The organism is Aeromonas sp. WP2-W18-CRE-05 (assembly GCF_014168615.1).
GTDB classification, from domain to species: Bacteria; Pseudomonadota; Gammaproteobacteria; order Enterobacterales; family Aeromonadaceae; genus Aeromonas; species Aeromonas caviae.
Genome location: NZ_AP021917.1, coordinates 2,204,315 through 2,220,005, shown reverse-complemented (window position 1 = coordinate 2,220,005; position 15,691 = coordinate 2,204,315). Strand labels below are relative to the sequence as shown.

Here is a 15,691-nt window from a genome sequence, read left to right as displayed (position 1 = left end):
GAACCCTGTTCCATGGCTCCAGATGACAAACATGATCTCATATCAGGGACTTGTTCGCACCTTCCCTAGATCTGTACAAACTGCACAAATGAACCAATAAATTAAACTTTTTATAGATATTCGTTCTGTGAAACAACAGATATATTAGGTGCGATCGTCACAGCGATTCCATCTTCCACATCACGACTATCGTCAAGAAGTAAAGCATAACTGCCATCTCGGTTAAACAATAACACCCGAGGAACGAACAAATTCAAAGAATCGCCATTAGCATAATCATTAAGCGCTTGCTCAATGGCATCCAGTTGCACTAATTTATTTTTAGCAAAACCAGCGATAGCAATTTCTTGCTCTGTTGTAATGCCATCTGCTTCAAAATATGCCTTTATTTTAACGACAACATCATAATCGACACCAAACAAGCTAATGACCGTTTTACTCTTCCAGCCAGTATTAAATGTTAACTCTCCAAAAATAGCGTTATTGATTATCATACACCTGTTCCTTTCTTGGCCTCTGATATTCCGCCACTGTGCGGGATATTGTTATGAACTTCACTTGGAACTTTCTGCATTGTTTTCATATCTTTACACTCATGCCAAGTATATCCATTCTCCTTCCTCCATTTTGCAACATCTTCTGGAGAACAGCCTTTTTGCTTTGCTAACTCAATGTCAGCCTTATCAAAATTATCTGAACGGCTGTCGGAAAATGGTTCTATTTCAACATCACCCTTACTTATTTCGCTGAAATCTGGTTCACCATCTTTGAATCGAATTCCATCGATATCATATTTTTCAAGTATTTCACCCCAGGTTTTTTCAGCGGCATTTGCTTTTTGTGGTATGTAGTCAGGATTTGGAATCCATTTTGAATCTCCCCGTTCCCCATCCCATCGCCCATTGTTTTCTTTGCCATCTGATTTATTATCGACAGGGCAATGCTTGACGTTATCACAGGCTGCGCCTAATGGTTTATCATAGTCACTTAACGGTTTATAAAAAATCTTTCCATCACTGAGCTTACCAAGATTACACTCTGAAAATCGAGTAACCCTAATATCCGCAACGTCTTTTAATACAGTTGGACTCATATCTTGACACTCCTATCCATGACATCATCGATCCACTGTTTATATATTTTTTCACGCATTTCAGTCTCAACCTCCCCAAGACTGAAATCCTTCATAAAACATTGAGCCAATGTGAACATAAGTTGCTCTGACGCTATAGGAATGAAAGATTTCACCACACTAGATAGCTTTTCAGTTAACTCATAATTACTCGTGGCGGTAATGACAGCTTTTTCGACACGACTACGAACGCCTAGCAAGGCTGATAATCTTCGAGCAAGTTTTTTGAAGTTTTCTTCGCTCCATAATGACAATTTTCCGTCTGTTCTGTATTCAGCGATTTGCTCTTCAATAAAATCACGATGATTAGATGTGATCTGTAACGATTCCAAACTACGCTCGATTTCAGTCACATCAAACTCTAATCGTTCCCGAATCCGCCCTTGTATCAAGAAGTAAACCAATTGCTGCCAGACCTTTTTCACATCAATCAATGTCAGATCTGATACACAGTTGTAATGTTTGGCATCAATTTCACATTTGCTTACTTTCACCAAAACTGGTTCAACCCAGTCGTTTTGATAAATTGCTGCAACACCCCGTTCAAGCCTTGAAAGTTCCTTTATTTGTTCATCATTAAGGCTTGCTGCTAAACCAACCAGTTCTCTGTCACTTTGTTCTGGTAAACGGAAAATAATTTTTGTATTGGTATTGCGAATAACTGACAAATCCAATAGTCCAGGTGACTGATCGGCTATGATAAATCCTTCGCCATACGTACGCATTTCAGCAATAGAATTTGCAATTAATTCTACTGACTTACCAAGCAAGTTAGAGCCTTCAGAAGATTGTTCTGTCGATGTTCGCTTGAGTAGGTTATGAGCCTCCTCTAGTACAGTAACATGCGAAAGTGGACTATTTATCTTGCCCGAGGTCATCCGATATTCATTCAGCTTTATGACGAGCATACCCATGATAAGAGACTTAGTTTCAGTTGACCCCACTCTACTTAAGTCAACGATTACATTTTTGTCGAACAGATCTCTATCACTCAAATCATCGCTACAGAAAATAAGTCCATTCAATCCATTCGTGAGCGAACGAACTCGAGTACAAAGCGCACCAGAATAATCACCTTTGCTATCAGAAGAGTATTTTGACTCGTCCAGAACATTTTCTATTTGCTCTAATAAATCTGAAAAGTTAGGGAAAAGAGCCCCCCTGGAATTTTCGGAAGCGATGATATTCCAACCAGTGGCGATATAAGCCCTTTCCATTGCCTCTTTCAAAATGGCAGGCATAGCCGCATACATTGGCCAACAAACGTTAAACAGTTCAACAAGTCTATCCAAGTGCTCAAGCACATGGATATCTGCAGGAAAGCGAAATGGGTTTATTCTTAGCATGCTATTTTTTTTGGGGTTAGTTCCATATACGTGCACATCAGAAAACTGCCCAAATATATTTTTATACTCACCTTTTGCAGGTTCAACAACCAAAAATTTAGTTCCGTATACGTTTCTCAACTGATTGAGAATTTCATATATCGCATTGCTCTTTCCTGCGCCAGTCGAACCGGAGATGAATGTATGCATGGTCAATGAATCACGATCAAGCCGCACCTCGGTATCACTTTCTCGCCCCATGCTAAACACTTTACCAACAATGAAGCTGCTTGAGCTGTCTTGTTGATTGTACTTGATCACCTCTTTACCAAAATCAGCGTGTTCAATTACAGGAAAACCACATACTGATTTTCTTGGCAAACCCATTTGTATCGCCAATTCATTTCCACTAACCAGCGATGATGCCATGATTGGTACAAGAGTAGATGCTGATCGATACTCGAAAACAGGGTGTATGAAATTAGTGATATACGCATGAAGTAACGGTCGTTGTTTGATGTTATCTCGCCCCCAAAAGTTAACTGCTGATGTTTCGACACCAGACTTTTCACCTTTCATCAGAGCTTTATACGTACCGGCGGCCATTTCAACGGTTTCTTGACTATCTGATAAAAAATAGGCTGCACACTCCCACATACCGAGGCTTTCGCATTCGTCCATACGCTTCAACTGCAAATCAATACGCTCAAGTGTATTAATAAGCGATTTATTTTGCATAGTAAGCTGAATATTATCGGAAGAGCCTAAAGTTACACCTTTGGTATGAGTCTGGTTTTCACTCTTACTTTCACTGATGGAATCTGACTCACTCGTTGTTTCGGAAGTGCTTTTGGTATAGTTTTCGTTTGTTCCTGTACCCCTAGTTACAGATTTTGGGTTTATAGCACTTAATCCAATTTGACCAGCCATTATCCCACCAGCTGCAACAAGGCTAGCCCCGCCAGTCAATGGGGCCGTCACAATACTGGCAACACCCAGCAAAGCTGAGCCAATGCCCTTAGCAAGCATTTCTTTCGTATCTGTCTTTGTTTCTGACTCGTTTGTAGTTGAACCTTTCGAGTAACTTGATCCGGTCTGAGTAGACTGACTAAACGAATGTGATGTGCCTGTCGTTATTCCGCTCGAAAACGCATCAGAAATATTTAACGCGGTATTAGTACCATAGCTTAACTGGATATTAGTAAATGGAGAAAGCTGTGTGTAGATGGATTCGTAAGCTCGGCGTGTTTCAGTCAATTGTTCTGCAGGCGTACTTTTTGCCAAAACTATGACGGTGTAACGCTGCCCTTGCATCGAAATCGCCAGTTTCTCAAGACCTTGAATAAACTTTTGGTTATCATTGAACTCATCATCTTTATTTTTGGCAACACAAGAAACCGTTGCAATATTTTTCGAAGGAATATTTAAGAGAAAATCTTCAGCTTCAGGGTCGAGCAAATCTTTCGTTTTTACACCGGGAAACTGTCCGACCAAAGCGTTTCTTAATGTATCTTTAAGTGATTTAGTCGTACGTTTATTATCGAGCGTTCGGACCCCCATATAAAAATCAGTTTTCTTTCCATCGCTATCAGCGATAATAAACACACCACAATTCAGATTCTGTACTGAATTGAATACAGAGGCAAACTTATACGTAGAATATTCGTCATTTTGGTAAACTATTTCGTTTATCTTGAATAAACGTATGTCACTTATTTTTTTCAAGCTATCATCAAGAGGAATAACATTAAACTCTGACAATCGCAAAAGATAATTTTTTAAAACAATATCACCTACAAGTAAACTTGCTTCAGCGAGTTGTCTCCGAAGCAAATCAAAACCTGGCACATTACTTTCCGGTATGGCCGCAGGTATATTTTCGTTATAGTCAGTTAACTCTTTTTTTAAAGAATTTTCAGACAGATTTGTATAATCACTCATCTTAATGAGCCCCTTTCGTTGCTGCAGCGACAATTACCCCACCCACCACTGCACCTACCGCTGCACCTATCACTGGCGTTGCAACTACACTCCCGACAACTGCACCAATGACTGCCCCACCCGCTATTTTGGCTTCACGATATAAACCACTCCGTTGATCGCAAGCTTTCTGCTCTTGATAACTACGATATCGAGAGCCGTGATATTTCGGTTGTGAATTTTCTCTATGTTGTTGTACTGAAGAGATAGTTGATGGCGTTGTCGCAGGAACTGGTCGCAATTTACGAACTACTTTTTTGAGATGCGCAACCCGTTCTCGAGAGAAATTATCGACAACATCTACCATCAACCCGTTCATATAGTTGTCATCCCACATAGTCTCGTTAAGGAGTAACTCACAACCATCATGCTTGTCGTAAAGATTGCAAACATCTGATAATGCTATGCGTTCCATTTCCTCGAACTCATTGAATGAAAGATCAACAAGTAAACTATCCTTAAGCATAATACGGATACCAATGACATTACCGTTTTCAACCGCGTCTCTGAATGCATTTGTTATAGTCACAAGTGTTTCCTCTTATTAGATTTCGAGAATTGATTCAACTTTCACATTAATTTGCTTAAGCCATGCAAGTTTAAGCTCAGATTCCTTAACGCGATCTTCCGCTAATTTTTTATCTGTAGCGTAGTTTTCTAGCTCTGCAAGTTTATTTTTTAACACAACATCTAGACGTTTAAATTCAGCCTTAAACTGTTCCGCAATTTTTATCGATTGTAATTTGGCATGTTTACAAGCATTTTTGCCATTTTCTCGCATAGCCTGTTCTATTTGTGAAAAAAACTCTTGCGCTAATGCACCACCATTCACAAAGCTAACAGTTTTGTATTTAGTCCGATAGTAGCCACTCTCTTGAAGCCAAGTCCAAGGTTTATACCATGCTTTATCATTATTTTTGATGAATTCATCACCATCCTCAATTTCTTTTTTCTCGATATATTTATTTATCTCTGGATCTATGCTGCCACCCATCAATTTCAGAGGATCTATCGATATTCCGCCAATATCATCAATATCAATTTCCTCTGTCAATGAAATCAGTTTCTGTTTATATTCAGAAAGAAGGGAATTGCTTGTATTTAAAATGCTTTCTCGAATAAGTTCATTTAACTCCACCTCAAAATCAGGCTCTAACGCTTTGACAAATTTCTTCAGTTGCCCAACAACGTCATCAGCATCCTCTATAGATATTTCCTTACCTCTCAGGCAATCATGCTGCTCCGTGATGCGATTCTGATATTTTCTGGTTATTTCTTTTACTACTTTATTTGAATCTTCTTCAACCTGTAGTAATGCATCCCCAACCTTATTCTCAAACTTTATTGCGGCCTTAGCATCATCAACTTTTCTTTTTATTGACTCGATCTGTCTTACAATACGTTCGCTTTCTTCTTGGTTTTTCGCCAGTTCACGCTTGGTTTTTTCAAAGCAACCCACCTCATCAAGTTTATGCGCAAAAGTATCAACAATATTTTTGATTTTTGCTGTCTTTGCGTATTTCTGCACATACTGACGAATGGCGGCCTCAATAGAAGTTATCCCGGTATGAATCAATGCCTCATTAGGATTGTCGAGAGGATCTTCTTTCCAATTGCTTCTGACACCTTTAAGTATTTCATTAATTTCATTACGGATACTTATTGGTAAAGATGCATATTTTTCCAAGTGCAGGTTTTCATTTCTGTTCAGCTTTCTAACCTTGACTCTTGTATCATCACATGTATCTTCGTCCACTTCTGGTGCTTCATTTTCAACTAGCCGAATATTTAACGCAGGCAGAGCAGAAGCTGGAAACAAATTGGGATTATCTATTCCATGGGTTCTTAAATATGAACGGATTCGATCTAGTGTCTTACTTGTATCACCATCCTCTTTCTTACGATCATCGAATTTATTAACTACAAAAATAAACCGGTCTTTGGATTGTTTGCCGCCAACAGTCATACTTTCAGCAACACGTTTCAGCAAAGCATTATCATCGTCAGTGCCAAACTCACCGGTCATGATATAAAGGACAAGTGCTTTTGATGACTTACCAAGTAATTCGCTTTGTACTTTTTCATGCCGACGGTCTCGAGAATTATTCGGCCCGGGAGTGTCAATAATAACAAGAGAAACATCATCTGACGAAACGAATGGAATATTACCATAGGCATTGATAACTGAAACAGTTTGATCTGCATTCAATCGTTCCATAACTGGATAGCTCAGTTCTTCAATCGTTTCTAATAGCCTATTTTCTTTGCCATAAACTTCAGCTCTAAATGGCAAGCCATCTCGCATTGCGTCTTTAATGCGCGTGATTATTGCTGTGCATGCTTCCTGCTTTGATGGCATGAGTTTTGAACCTAACATAGCGTTAACTAGTGTAGATTTCCCAGCACTCATAGTAGCAACAACACAAAGTTCAAAATCACTACTCTTGGCATGATTAAACGCGCTGAGAATATCTTCGCTTCTTAACTCATCATATGGGCCTTTTTTAATTTCATCAAAGACCTCATTAATCAAAGCTTCTTTATCTGAAGTTTCTTTTGCTGGTATATGACTAATATTATTACTCTTGATTAAACCCTTATTTAGGTCCCCTGAGAAAACTGCTGTTAAATCATCGCAGTCAAGTTGTGTACCATGAAACTCTATTGCAAACTCAGTGTCATTATATTCATCAATTAACATTTGTGGCAATTCTTCGATCCACTCTTGCAGGCGCGTTCCGGCACAGACCCGCTCTCCGATTTTACTGTTCTGTGCTAATTTATTCCCATCAATATTAACTTCAGTTTCAAGTTTGTATGGATTATATTTTATGAACACTTTTTTCATAATTTTACTACTGCTCCATAAAGAGTATTTTCAAACCCGTAAAGTCCACATTTACAAGCCAATATAGTTAATTCATCATCTTTATCAGCTTTACCATTGAGACCATAATACCATGACAAATCAAATTCTGGTTTTAAGAATTTTTTCTTGTAATATTCAAAATCATCAATTTCATCATTGGTTAACTCATCGCCGTTTTGTTTCATCTTAATTAGTAGGGAAAAATATGCTGATATTGGACAAACAATCGGATTATCTAATCCTACTTCAAGAAGATCTTTTCGCACACCATCAATGCTATCTTCTATTGAGTCAACATTTTTATTATATGAATCAAGCTTATTTAACACGAAAATAATCTTATCTTTAGGAACATTATCTGTCACAAATTTCAGATATCGTATTTCTTCATCGGTACCTAATCGATTGGCATTGAACACATAGATCAACTTATCGTATCTTTCATCTTGAAGAGCTCTTTTTGTCAATTTTCCGTGTTCTAGGTTGATTGATGAGTTAATGCCAGGAGTATCGATTAAGCACACACGCCCATGTTCATGGTCCAATGCCCTGAAAAATGAAGCTATATGACTAATGTCTGTCTTTGTCATTAGTTCATCATAACTTGCACCAAGTTTAAGTGATGAATGAAGCACATTTATAGAACCATCCTCAAATGGTTTATTGAAAAGGTAAGTTAGGTTTGCTGTACATGCCTCCTGCGATGTTTTAGTTAATGGCTTTCCAATAAGTGCATTGATCAGAGTTGACTTGCCGGCACTCATATTCGCCGTAACCATAAAACACATCGCTGGTTGCGAGATAAACTTTCGGTTGACCCGAAACTGTCTTATTAAATCTTCGGCAACCGAATAAGCATGCGGGACAGGCTCATCGGAGTGAAGAACAGCGATCAATCCTTCCAGTAAATGAGCCTTCTTATGACTTAAGTAATTAGCTATTTGCTTTTGTGCATTGCATATGTCCGAGTAATCAATAAGGATTAACGCAATATCACAGAGAAGCCAGTATCGATATTTTCGCCGCCAAGGCATTAATGGAGTATTAACAATGCTTCGTATGAGTTGACTGCAATTACTTTCATTCAGTATAAGAGTTGATTCGCCACCCACAAGCAAATTTAAATATTGTACAAGTCTTGCATCAGCATAATCCTTCCTCGAGCTAAATTTTTTTACAAAATACTCAAGTACTGCATAATATTTAGACTGAAAATTTTGACTCGAATTTATCAAAGGATGTCTTTCTAAAATTCTTGACGAAACAAACCCACTACTATCTATATCATTTGTAAGCATAAACATTTCCACTAATTAATATTTTATAAAAAATTAGATCCTCGACGCACTACATCCCAATGCATAGGTATAAACATAAATCCATCACATTCAGTTCCCGTATCACAACGTAGTCACTTAGGGAAGGTGCGAATAAGCGGGGAAATTCTTCTCGGCTGACTCAGTCATTTCATTTCTTCATGTTTGAGCCGATCTTTTCTCCCGTAAATGCCTTGAATCAGCCTATTTAGACCGTTTCTTCGCCATTTAAGGCGTTATTCCCAGTTTTTAGTGAGATCTCTCCCACTGACGTATCATTTGGTCCGCCCGAAACAGGTTGGCCAGCGTGAATAACATCGCCAGTTGGTTATCGTTTTTCAGCAACCCCTTGTATCTGGCTTTCACGAAGCCGAACTGTCGCTTGATGATGCGAAACGGGTGCTCCACCTTGGCCCGGATGCTGGCTTTCATGTATTCGATGTTGATGGCCGTTTTGTTCTTGCGTGGATGCTGTTTCAAGGTTCTTACCTTGCCGGGGCGCTCGGCGATCAGCCAGTCCACATCCACCTCGGCCAGCTCCTCACGCTGTGGCGCCCCTTGGTAGCCGGCATCGGCTGAGACAAATTGCTCCTCTCCATGCAGCAGATTACCCAGCTGATTGAGGTCATGCTCGTTGGCCGCGGTGGTGACTAGGCTGTGGGTCAGGCCACTCTTGGCATCGACACCAATGTGGGCCTTCATGCCAAAGTGCCACTGATTGCCTTTCTTGGTCTGATGCATCTGCGGATCGCGTTGTTGCTCTTTGTTCTTGGTCGAGCTGGGTGCCTCAATGATGGTGGCATCGACCAAGGTGCCTTGAGTCATCATGACGCCTGCTTCGGCCAGCCAGCGATTGATGGTCTTGAACAATTGGCGGGCCAGTTGATGCTGCTCCAGCAGGTGGCGGAAATTCATGATGGTGGTGCGGTCCGGCAAGGCGCTATCCAGGGATAAACGGGCAAACAGACGCATGGAGGCGATTTCGTACAGAGCATCTTCCATCGCACCATCGCTCAGGTTGTACCAATGCTGCATGCAGTGAATGCGTAGCATGGTTTCCAGCGGATAAGGTCGCCGGCCATTACCAGCCTTGGGGTAAAACGGCTCGATGACTTCCACCATGTTTTGCCATGGCAGAATCTGCTCCATGCGGGACAAGAAAATCTCTTTTCTGGTCTGACGGCGCTTACTGCTGAATTCACTGTCGGCGAAGGTGAGCTGATGACTCATGATGAACCCTGTTCCATGGCTCCAGATGACAAACATGATCTCATATCAGGGACTTGTTCGCACCTTCCCTTACGCATTTTCCACTCACCTTCGCCGTAAACCTTGAGCTCGGTGGAGTCGATGACCAGGTGTGTCACTGTCCCCTTGCTCGGTGCCCGGTAGTTGATTTCCACCGTCTTGGCCCGCTTGCTGATGCAGCTGTAATCGGGTGATTTCAGTGGCACAGCCATCAGTTTGAACAGCGAGTTAATGAAACCTTCAAGTGCGCGGAGGGGTAGATTAAAGAGCCCCTTGAGCATTAAAGCCGTTTCGATGGCTGTGTCGCTGTAGTGAAACCCTCTACCTCTGCGCCCATGGTGGATATGGCAATGCCATCGCCGGATAGCTGACGCATCCATCCAGATAGTCAGAGAACCACGTTGTACCAAAGCCTGATTGTACTGTTTCCAGTTGCTGATCTTGTGTTTTGGCTTGCCCATCTGACGCTCCTGGGGGTGAACCTAAGAGATCAGATCACTGAACTGCCGAATAGTTCCCTGATTTGAGCAACAACGCCAGTGAGAGCTGCCAAAGCTCAGCAGCACGTCGACCACTTGTTTGCTGATCCCACGTTGCTGCATACGCTGCAGTGCATGCTGGCTGTACATTGCGCTCTCCTTTGCTCTACACAATTGGTGCTGCCAGTATATGTCGCCTGTATACTCATGCCGATACTGGTTACATTCACATGTCGCATTTTGGAGCACATATGACCGCTGGGGCGCTCACCTGGGATCAGACTTTGCGTTTTCGACTGCTGGAGATCGTGTTGATGTGGGAAGGCCGCCTAACCACCAACCACCTCTGCACTGCCTTCAACATTGGCCGCCAGCAGGCGTCGAGGGATATCAACCGCTATATCCAGGAGGTCTCGCCACAAGGGCTGGAGTACGACCGCAATCTCAAGGGCTACAAACCTACCGCCCAGTTCAGCCCTCGCTTTAGCGAAGGCAAGGTGGATGAGTATCTGTTGCTGCTGCACCGAGAGAAGCAGCATCAGCGCCAGCATGAGGCAGGTGTCTTGGCGCTGCCACTGATGGACCTGCGTTACGGCCATATCGAGATCCTGGATGTGCCTAACCGCCATATCGACCCCGTCATCGTACGCGGTCTGGTGCAGGCGGCCCGCAGCCAGTTACGGGTGGATGTGGATTATGTGTCGCTCAGTTCGGCCGAGCGTAGCGGGCGCAATATAGTTCCCCATACCTTGGTCTATGACGGCATTCGCTGGCATGTGCGGGCGTATTGCGAGAAGAAGAGGGATTATCTGGACTTTGTGATGAGCCGCTTTCGGGGCAAGCCGGAGCTACTCGACGCTTCGGCCCACGGTCGAGATCAGGATCTGGAGTGGAACAATCGGGTGGTCGCTGTGGTGACCCCCAATCCCTGTCTGGGTGATGAACAGCAGGCCATTATCGCCAGCGACTATGCGATGACCGACGGCAAGTTGCTGATAGAACAGCGCGTCCCCTTGATGCATTACGCCCTGGAGCGGATGCAGGTGAGCTACAACGGGGAACATGCTAATAATCCCCTGCTCTACCCACTGGTGCTCGCCAACCGGGAGGAGCTGATCCGGCAAGGCTGTGTCTTTAAGCTCAAGAGTGCAGATTTGCAAATTTCATAGCGGGCTGGTGCTTTGTAGTGGCCCAGCTCACGACGCCACTACGAGCACCTGACTGTTTATCCGTCATTCCACCCGACCAAAACGATCAGGGTCGGCTGGCACATAATCGTCCTCAAACATATTCTGCGAGCGATGGCTTTGACGCAAAGACGCGAGCGTCTCAAAGAAACAATCTTCACAGAGATGCACTTCGTATCTCTCGCCATCGTGCCGTACCGAGCCATACCCCCAGTGGGCTGACAATGTGCCGTATTCCTGTGCCATTGTCTTTGTCGTGCTGTCACCACACACATCACAGTGAGGTGTCCTGACAAGATCGGACAGTCCCGGATCAGGGGGGCGGTGACCACCATCAGTCTGGCGACCTCCGAGAGTTGGCGTGATCGGCAAACCGGCCAACAGCAAGAGCGGACCGAATGGCACCGGGTGGTGTTTAAAGGGCTCACAGGTCTATGTGGAAGGCAAGCTGCAGACCCGCAAGTGGCAAGATCAGAATGGCCAGGACCGTTACACCACCGAAGTGCTGGTCGACAGCTTTAACGGGGTCATGCAAATGCTGGGGGGGCGCAATCATCAGGATGGCCATCCTGTGTCCGCCACAGAGCACTCGCGCATAACTGTGCCAGTCGACCGTAAAACACCAGCGCCGGTCACCCCACCACCGCCTATCACCGATTGGGACATGAACATGGATGACCCGTTCTAGCCCCTCAACCACACAGGGCCGCACATTGCGGCCCTGCTTCTTTACGGCCTCGCCCAACAGGCCTCGCTCATCCCAGCCGTTTGTAGATCCGGGCATCCTCGTCGGATTTATGAAACCAATAAAAGTCGGGTAAGCCAACAAATACCCGCCGCCAGTGATACACCTCGGCTGACAGGCGATCGGCCATCTTCACGATGGTTTCAGGCATGTACTGGATTTGCTGCTTGCCCACCGAGGCCGACAGGCAGGCGGTCAGCGCTTCAAACACCCGCGGCTCTCGCGCCATCAATGGCTCGAGGTAAGGCTCCAGCTTCATAAAGTTCAGCGCCTCATGGGAGGAGCAGATCCCCTCTCCGCTGCTGTTGTTGTAGTAAAGGTAGAGCTTGCCGACATCGTGCAACAGCCCGCCCAAAAAGGCCACGTCGGCGGTGCGGCTGTCGAGCTGGTATTGCTGGCAGAGCATCCTGGCCGTCAGCGCCACTTCAACACTGTGTTCCAGCAAGCCGCCCTCGTAGTCATGGTGGTGGTGATGACTCGCTTTGCCGCGATAGAAGGCGGCAATAAAGGGTTTATCAAACAGCAGCCCCTGGACAAATTGACGAACCCCGCCACTGGGCAGGCCAGCATAAAATTGCCACAGCTGCTCTATCATCTGGCCATGAGCGGCTGACCGTGCCTGCTCGAGGTGAAACAGCCACAGCTGGCGGGCAGCCTCGCCAGCCATCCCCGCAATCCCCTGCGTAGGCAGGCCGACCGGAGCAGACGGCTGGGCGGCAAGCCGCCAGCGCACCAGCTGGCCACTGGGCTCGATGTGGGCCATCTCACTGTGCGACACCACCACCAACTGGGTGTCACCGGGCGTCCACAGTTGCCACTGCTCCAACTGCCCCTCAAGGCAATGCAAGCGCGTTGCCCACCGCAAGGGACCAGGGTCCTGCCGATTAATGACGTGGGCCATGGGGGATCTCCTCGTTGAGGATAGGGGCGATCTCATCGCGCTGACCCGATGCGGTCGGCTCATAGCGACTGAGCATCTGCTCAAAGGCATGCCCATCGCGCCCCGACAGATCCGGCACATAGCGGGAATAGACCCGAAACAGCATTTGCGTGCTGTTGTGGCCCAACTGCCGGGCAATCCACTCCGGGCTCTCCCCGGATGCCAGCCAGAGGGTCGCGGCCGTGTGCCGAGTCTGATAAGGCTTGCGCTTCTCCAGATCGAGCAAAGCTAATAACGGATACCAGATCCGGTTCGCCACATTGCGATCCTCCAGCGGACGGCCATTGCGGTTACAAAACACAAAGTGATCCGGAGTGACATCAATCCCTTGCCGGCTGCGCTGAAGCAGCAGTGCCTCATACACCCGCTCGCTCATTTGCACCGTCCGGTAGGAGCCATCGGTCTTGGTCGGGATCAATTCATCGCGCACCCAGGCTTGATAAATCTGCAACTGCCGGCGCTCAAAATCGACATGGCGCCAGGTCAACCCGTGGATCTCGCTAGAACGCAAGCCGGTGAAAAAACGGGTGATGTAGTAAGGGCGATAATCCGCCCGCACCGTGGCCACGATGTCACCTATCTCGTCGAGACTGAACGGCATGATGGTAGTACGGTGGATTTTGAGCGCCCGAATATTGCGCCAAGGAGAGATAAAGCCGTAGCGGTCGGCCGCATCAGTCAGCATCATCCGCAGCGGCGTCATGATGTGATTCACCCGCGAGGCGGAGATCGGCTTGCCACTGCGCCCGGGCAACTGGGTCACCTGCGCCCGGAATGCCAAAATAGCGCCCTTGTCGATCAGGCTCAGCGGCTGGTTGCCAAACTGCGGCAACAGGTGACCATCGAGAATGTCGCGTACCGTCTCCCGCTGGGAGGTGCGCCATTCTGCCGCCTTTTCGGCATACCACTGCTCGGCGAAATCGCGCAGCAAGGGGCACCCCGCCAACAATACCGCTTCCCGCTTGGCCTGGTTGGCGAAATAGTCAAAGCGAGGGCTATTGGGAAACGCCTTGCAGAAATCAAACTGCCCCAGCGTGATCTGAGCCTCCATCCGCTCACAATACTGCTTGAGCTTGCGACGATTTTGCTCACTATCCGGCAGGCCGGTCCGTTCCCGACAACGTTTGCCCTTGAAGGTAAAATCGAGATACAGCCGTTGGTTGAGACTGAAAATAGACGCCATCTTGCCACCCCCTAGCCTTGGAAAGATTCGAACGTGGCGCTGTGCTTGAGCATCTCCTCTTCGATCGGCTCCCAAAGGAACAACAGCTTGCGTCCCCCAAACGGGCGAATGTAATGCAGCCCTTCGAGCAGCACGGAATCCTTGAGCTGGTTGCGGATGGTACGCGGATCAAACTTGATCCGTGCAGAGAGCTCTTCTGTTGTCAGATAGGTGTATGCCATAATCATATCCTCGCTTTATTCTCTTCAAAGACACCATATGCACTACAGGAGAGACTTTAGCACCTTTAAACACCCTTGCAAGACATTTTGCTACGCTGTGGGTATTTTTTTTATGGAGGAGTAATGATTAAGTGCCACTTGTCGAGAATTTTAGGTGAGCGAAAGTTGAAAGTTGCTGAAGTAGCTAGAGAAACAGGTATAAACCGGAACACCATTCACCGTCTCTACAATGAAACTGCGACACGGATAGAACTGGATGTGATAGAACAGTTATGTCGCCACTTAGATATCAATGTTGGGGATTTGTTCGAGATTCAAGGATCTACCAGTCAGTGAAGGCTGTTATTGCTATCAATTCATACTGGCCGATGTAAACCAGCCCATTGCTGAGTAGTTGCTGCATTTCACACAAAATCAGCGGAACTGAGAGTCTTGGGCTTTGGGCTCCCTCTTCAATCCGTCCGATCTGACAGATAGAAAGCACCGGCCAGCAGACCATAGACCAACCGTACGCGCTCATCCCGGCCCAGCAATACCCCGAGCAATACTTCGCCACTGGCCAGGTCATCCCCATGCCAGAAGCACCAAAGTGCAGCCTCTACCACATCCAGCCAGCTGGCGTGGCCCAGCTGGTTGCGTGATTTGCGCCGCCAGCTGCCACGCACCACGGCATCACTATTCGGGGATCTGACCGCCAGCGCCCGCAACTCCATCACACTTACCGTGAGTCCATCCTGCTTGGCCGGACGGCTGCCACGCCCTCCCCGCAGCAATTTGTCGAGCAGTAGCGCCAACAGGCGAAACGCATCCTGATCTTCAAAGCGGGCGTCCCTCCCCAGCAAGTCGGCAGCACCGGCCATCAGTTGCTCACGCCCCTGGTCGATGGGCAGTAACGTGCGATCCAACCGGTGTTGCTCGATATGGATGGCCAATGCCGCCATCATCGCCAGCGGTGACATCTTACCCTGTTGGTGACATGCGCCGTTGGCTAGTAAAGCGGTCAGCGTCGTCACTCGCTCGGCTGACAACAAGCAACATATCCCCCTGATCAGGGGCATGCTTGCCT

13 protein-coding genes and 2 pseudogenes are annotated in these 15,691 nt (G+C 46.1%); 3 read left to right on the top strand and 12 right to left on the bottom strand.

Annotated elements, in window-relative coordinates:
- Positions 1 to 110: 110 nt before the first annotated feature.
- The 8 genes and pseudogenes from H7R73_RS10505 to H7R73_RS10470 all read right to left on the bottom strand — a co-directional run.
- Positions 111 to 494 carry a DUF6985 domain-containing protein gene (locus H7R73_RS10505; protein WP_182951700.1) on the bottom strand — a complete coding sequence of 128 codons (384 nt, stop codon included), beginning with the start codon at positions 492 to 494 and terminating at the stop codon, positions 111 to 113.
- On the bottom strand, positions 491 to 1,093 hold the full coding sequence (locus tag H7R73_RS10500; protein ID WP_182951699.1) for an HNH endonuclease signature motif containing protein: 603 nt from the start codon (positions 1,091 to 1,093) through the stop codon (positions 491 to 493). Before H7R73_RS10500 ends, H7R73_RS10505 begins: the two co-directional genes overlap by 4 nt.
- Positions 1,090 to 4,398, bottom strand: a complete 3,309-nt coding sequence (locus tag H7R73_RS10495) for an ATP-binding protein (protein WP_182951698.1) — start codon at positions 4,396 to 4,398, stop codon at positions 1,090 to 1,092. The genes H7R73_RS10500 and H7R73_RS10495 overlap by 4 nt, the downstream gene beginning before the upstream one ends.
- A gap of 1 nt (position 4,399) precedes the next feature.
- Positions 4,400 to 4,966, bottom strand: a complete 567-nt coding sequence (locus H7R73_RS10490) for a hypothetical protein (protein WP_182951697.1) — start codon at positions 4,964 to 4,966, stop codon at positions 4,400 to 4,402.
- A gap of 15 nt (positions 4,967 to 4,981) precedes the next feature.
- The gene (locus H7R73_RS10485; RefSeq protein WP_182951696.1) at positions 4,982 to 7,285 is read right to left on the bottom strand and encodes a dynamin family protein; all 2,304 of its coding nucleotides are present in this window, start codon (positions 7,283 to 7,285) and stop codon (positions 4,982 to 4,984) included.
- Positions 7,282 to 8,604, bottom strand: coding sequence for a dynamin family protein (locus H7R73_RS10480; RefSeq protein ID WP_182951695.1), 1,323 nt, complete (start codon positions 8,602 to 8,604; stop codon positions 7,282 to 7,284). The genes H7R73_RS10485 and H7R73_RS10480 overlap by 4 nt, the downstream gene beginning before the upstream one ends.
- A gap of 267 nt (positions 8,605 to 8,871) precedes the next feature.
- Positions 8,872 to 9,852 carry an IS5-like element IS5 family transposase gene (locus tag H7R73_RS10475; protein ID WP_026141915.1) on the bottom strand — a complete coding sequence of 327 codons (981 nt, stop codon included), beginning with the start codon at positions 9,850 to 9,852 and terminating at the stop codon, positions 8,872 to 8,874.
- Positions 9,853 to 9,920: 68 nt separating this feature from the next.
- A pseudogene (locus tag H7R73_RS10470) lies at positions 9,921 to 10,331 on the bottom strand (IS5 family transposase); the annotation flags it as partial.
- Between the two features lie 269 nt (positions 10,332 to 10,600).
- Here H7R73_RS10470 and H7R73_RS10460 point away from each other — a divergent pair.
- Both H7R73_RS10460 and ssb read left to right on the top strand, forming a co-directional pair.
- The gene (locus H7R73_RS10460) at positions 10,601 to 11,518 is read left to right on the top strand and encodes a WYL domain-containing protein (RefSeq protein WP_182951694.1); all 918 of its coding nucleotides are present in this window, start codon (positions 10,601 to 10,603) and stop codon (positions 11,516 to 11,518) included.
- A 336-nt stretch (positions 11,519 to 11,854) separates the two neighbouring features.
- Positions 11,855 to 12,224: pseudogene (ssb, locus tag H7R73_RS24550) on the top strand (single-stranded DNA-binding protein); the annotation flags it as partial.
- A 67-nt stretch (positions 12,225 to 12,291) separates the two neighbouring features.
- Here the strand turns inward: ssb and H7R73_RS10450 are convergent.
- Genes H7R73_RS10450 through H7R73_RS10440 form a run of 3 tightly spaced genes read right to left on the bottom strand, consistent with a single transcriptional unit; the run spans position 12,292 to position 14,625 of the window.
- Positions 12,292 to 13,182: an HDOD domain-containing protein gene (locus tag H7R73_RS10450; protein ID WP_223920190.1), complete on the bottom strand. Its 891-nt coding sequence runs from the start codon at positions 13,180 to 13,182 to the stop codon at positions 12,292 to 12,294.
- The gene (locus tag H7R73_RS10445) at positions 13,166 to 14,404 is read right to left on the bottom strand and encodes an Arm DNA-binding domain-containing protein (RefSeq protein WP_182951693.1); all 1,239 of its coding nucleotides are present in this window, start codon (positions 14,402 to 14,404) and stop codon (positions 13,166 to 13,168) included. The genes H7R73_RS10450 and H7R73_RS10445 overlap by 17 nt, the downstream gene beginning before the upstream one ends.
- A gap of 11 nt (positions 14,405 to 14,415) precedes the next feature.
- Complete coding sequence (locus H7R73_RS10440) at positions 14,416 to 14,625, bottom strand: hypothetical protein (protein ID WP_042011229.1); 210 nt, start codon at positions 14,623 to 14,625, stop codon at positions 14,416 to 14,418.
- Between the two features lie 123 nt (positions 14,626 to 14,748).
- Between H7R73_RS10440 and H7R73_RS10435 the strand changes: the two genes are divergently transcribed.
- Positions 14,749 to 14,961: a helix-turn-helix domain-containing protein gene (locus H7R73_RS10435; RefSeq protein WP_059169687.1), complete on the top strand. Its 213-nt coding sequence runs from the start codon at positions 14,749 to 14,751 to the stop codon at positions 14,959 to 14,961.
- Positions 14,962 to 15,077: 116 nt separating this feature from the next.
- Here the strand turns inward: H7R73_RS10435 and H7R73_RS24170 are convergent, their stop codons facing one another.
- Positions 15,078 to 15,584 (bottom strand): hypothetical protein, encoded by a 507-nt coding sequence (locus H7R73_RS24170; RefSeq protein WP_005327398.1) that lies wholly within the window; start codon positions 15,582 to 15,584, stop codon positions 15,078 to 15,080.
- Positions 15,585 to 15,691: the final 107 nt, after the last annotated feature.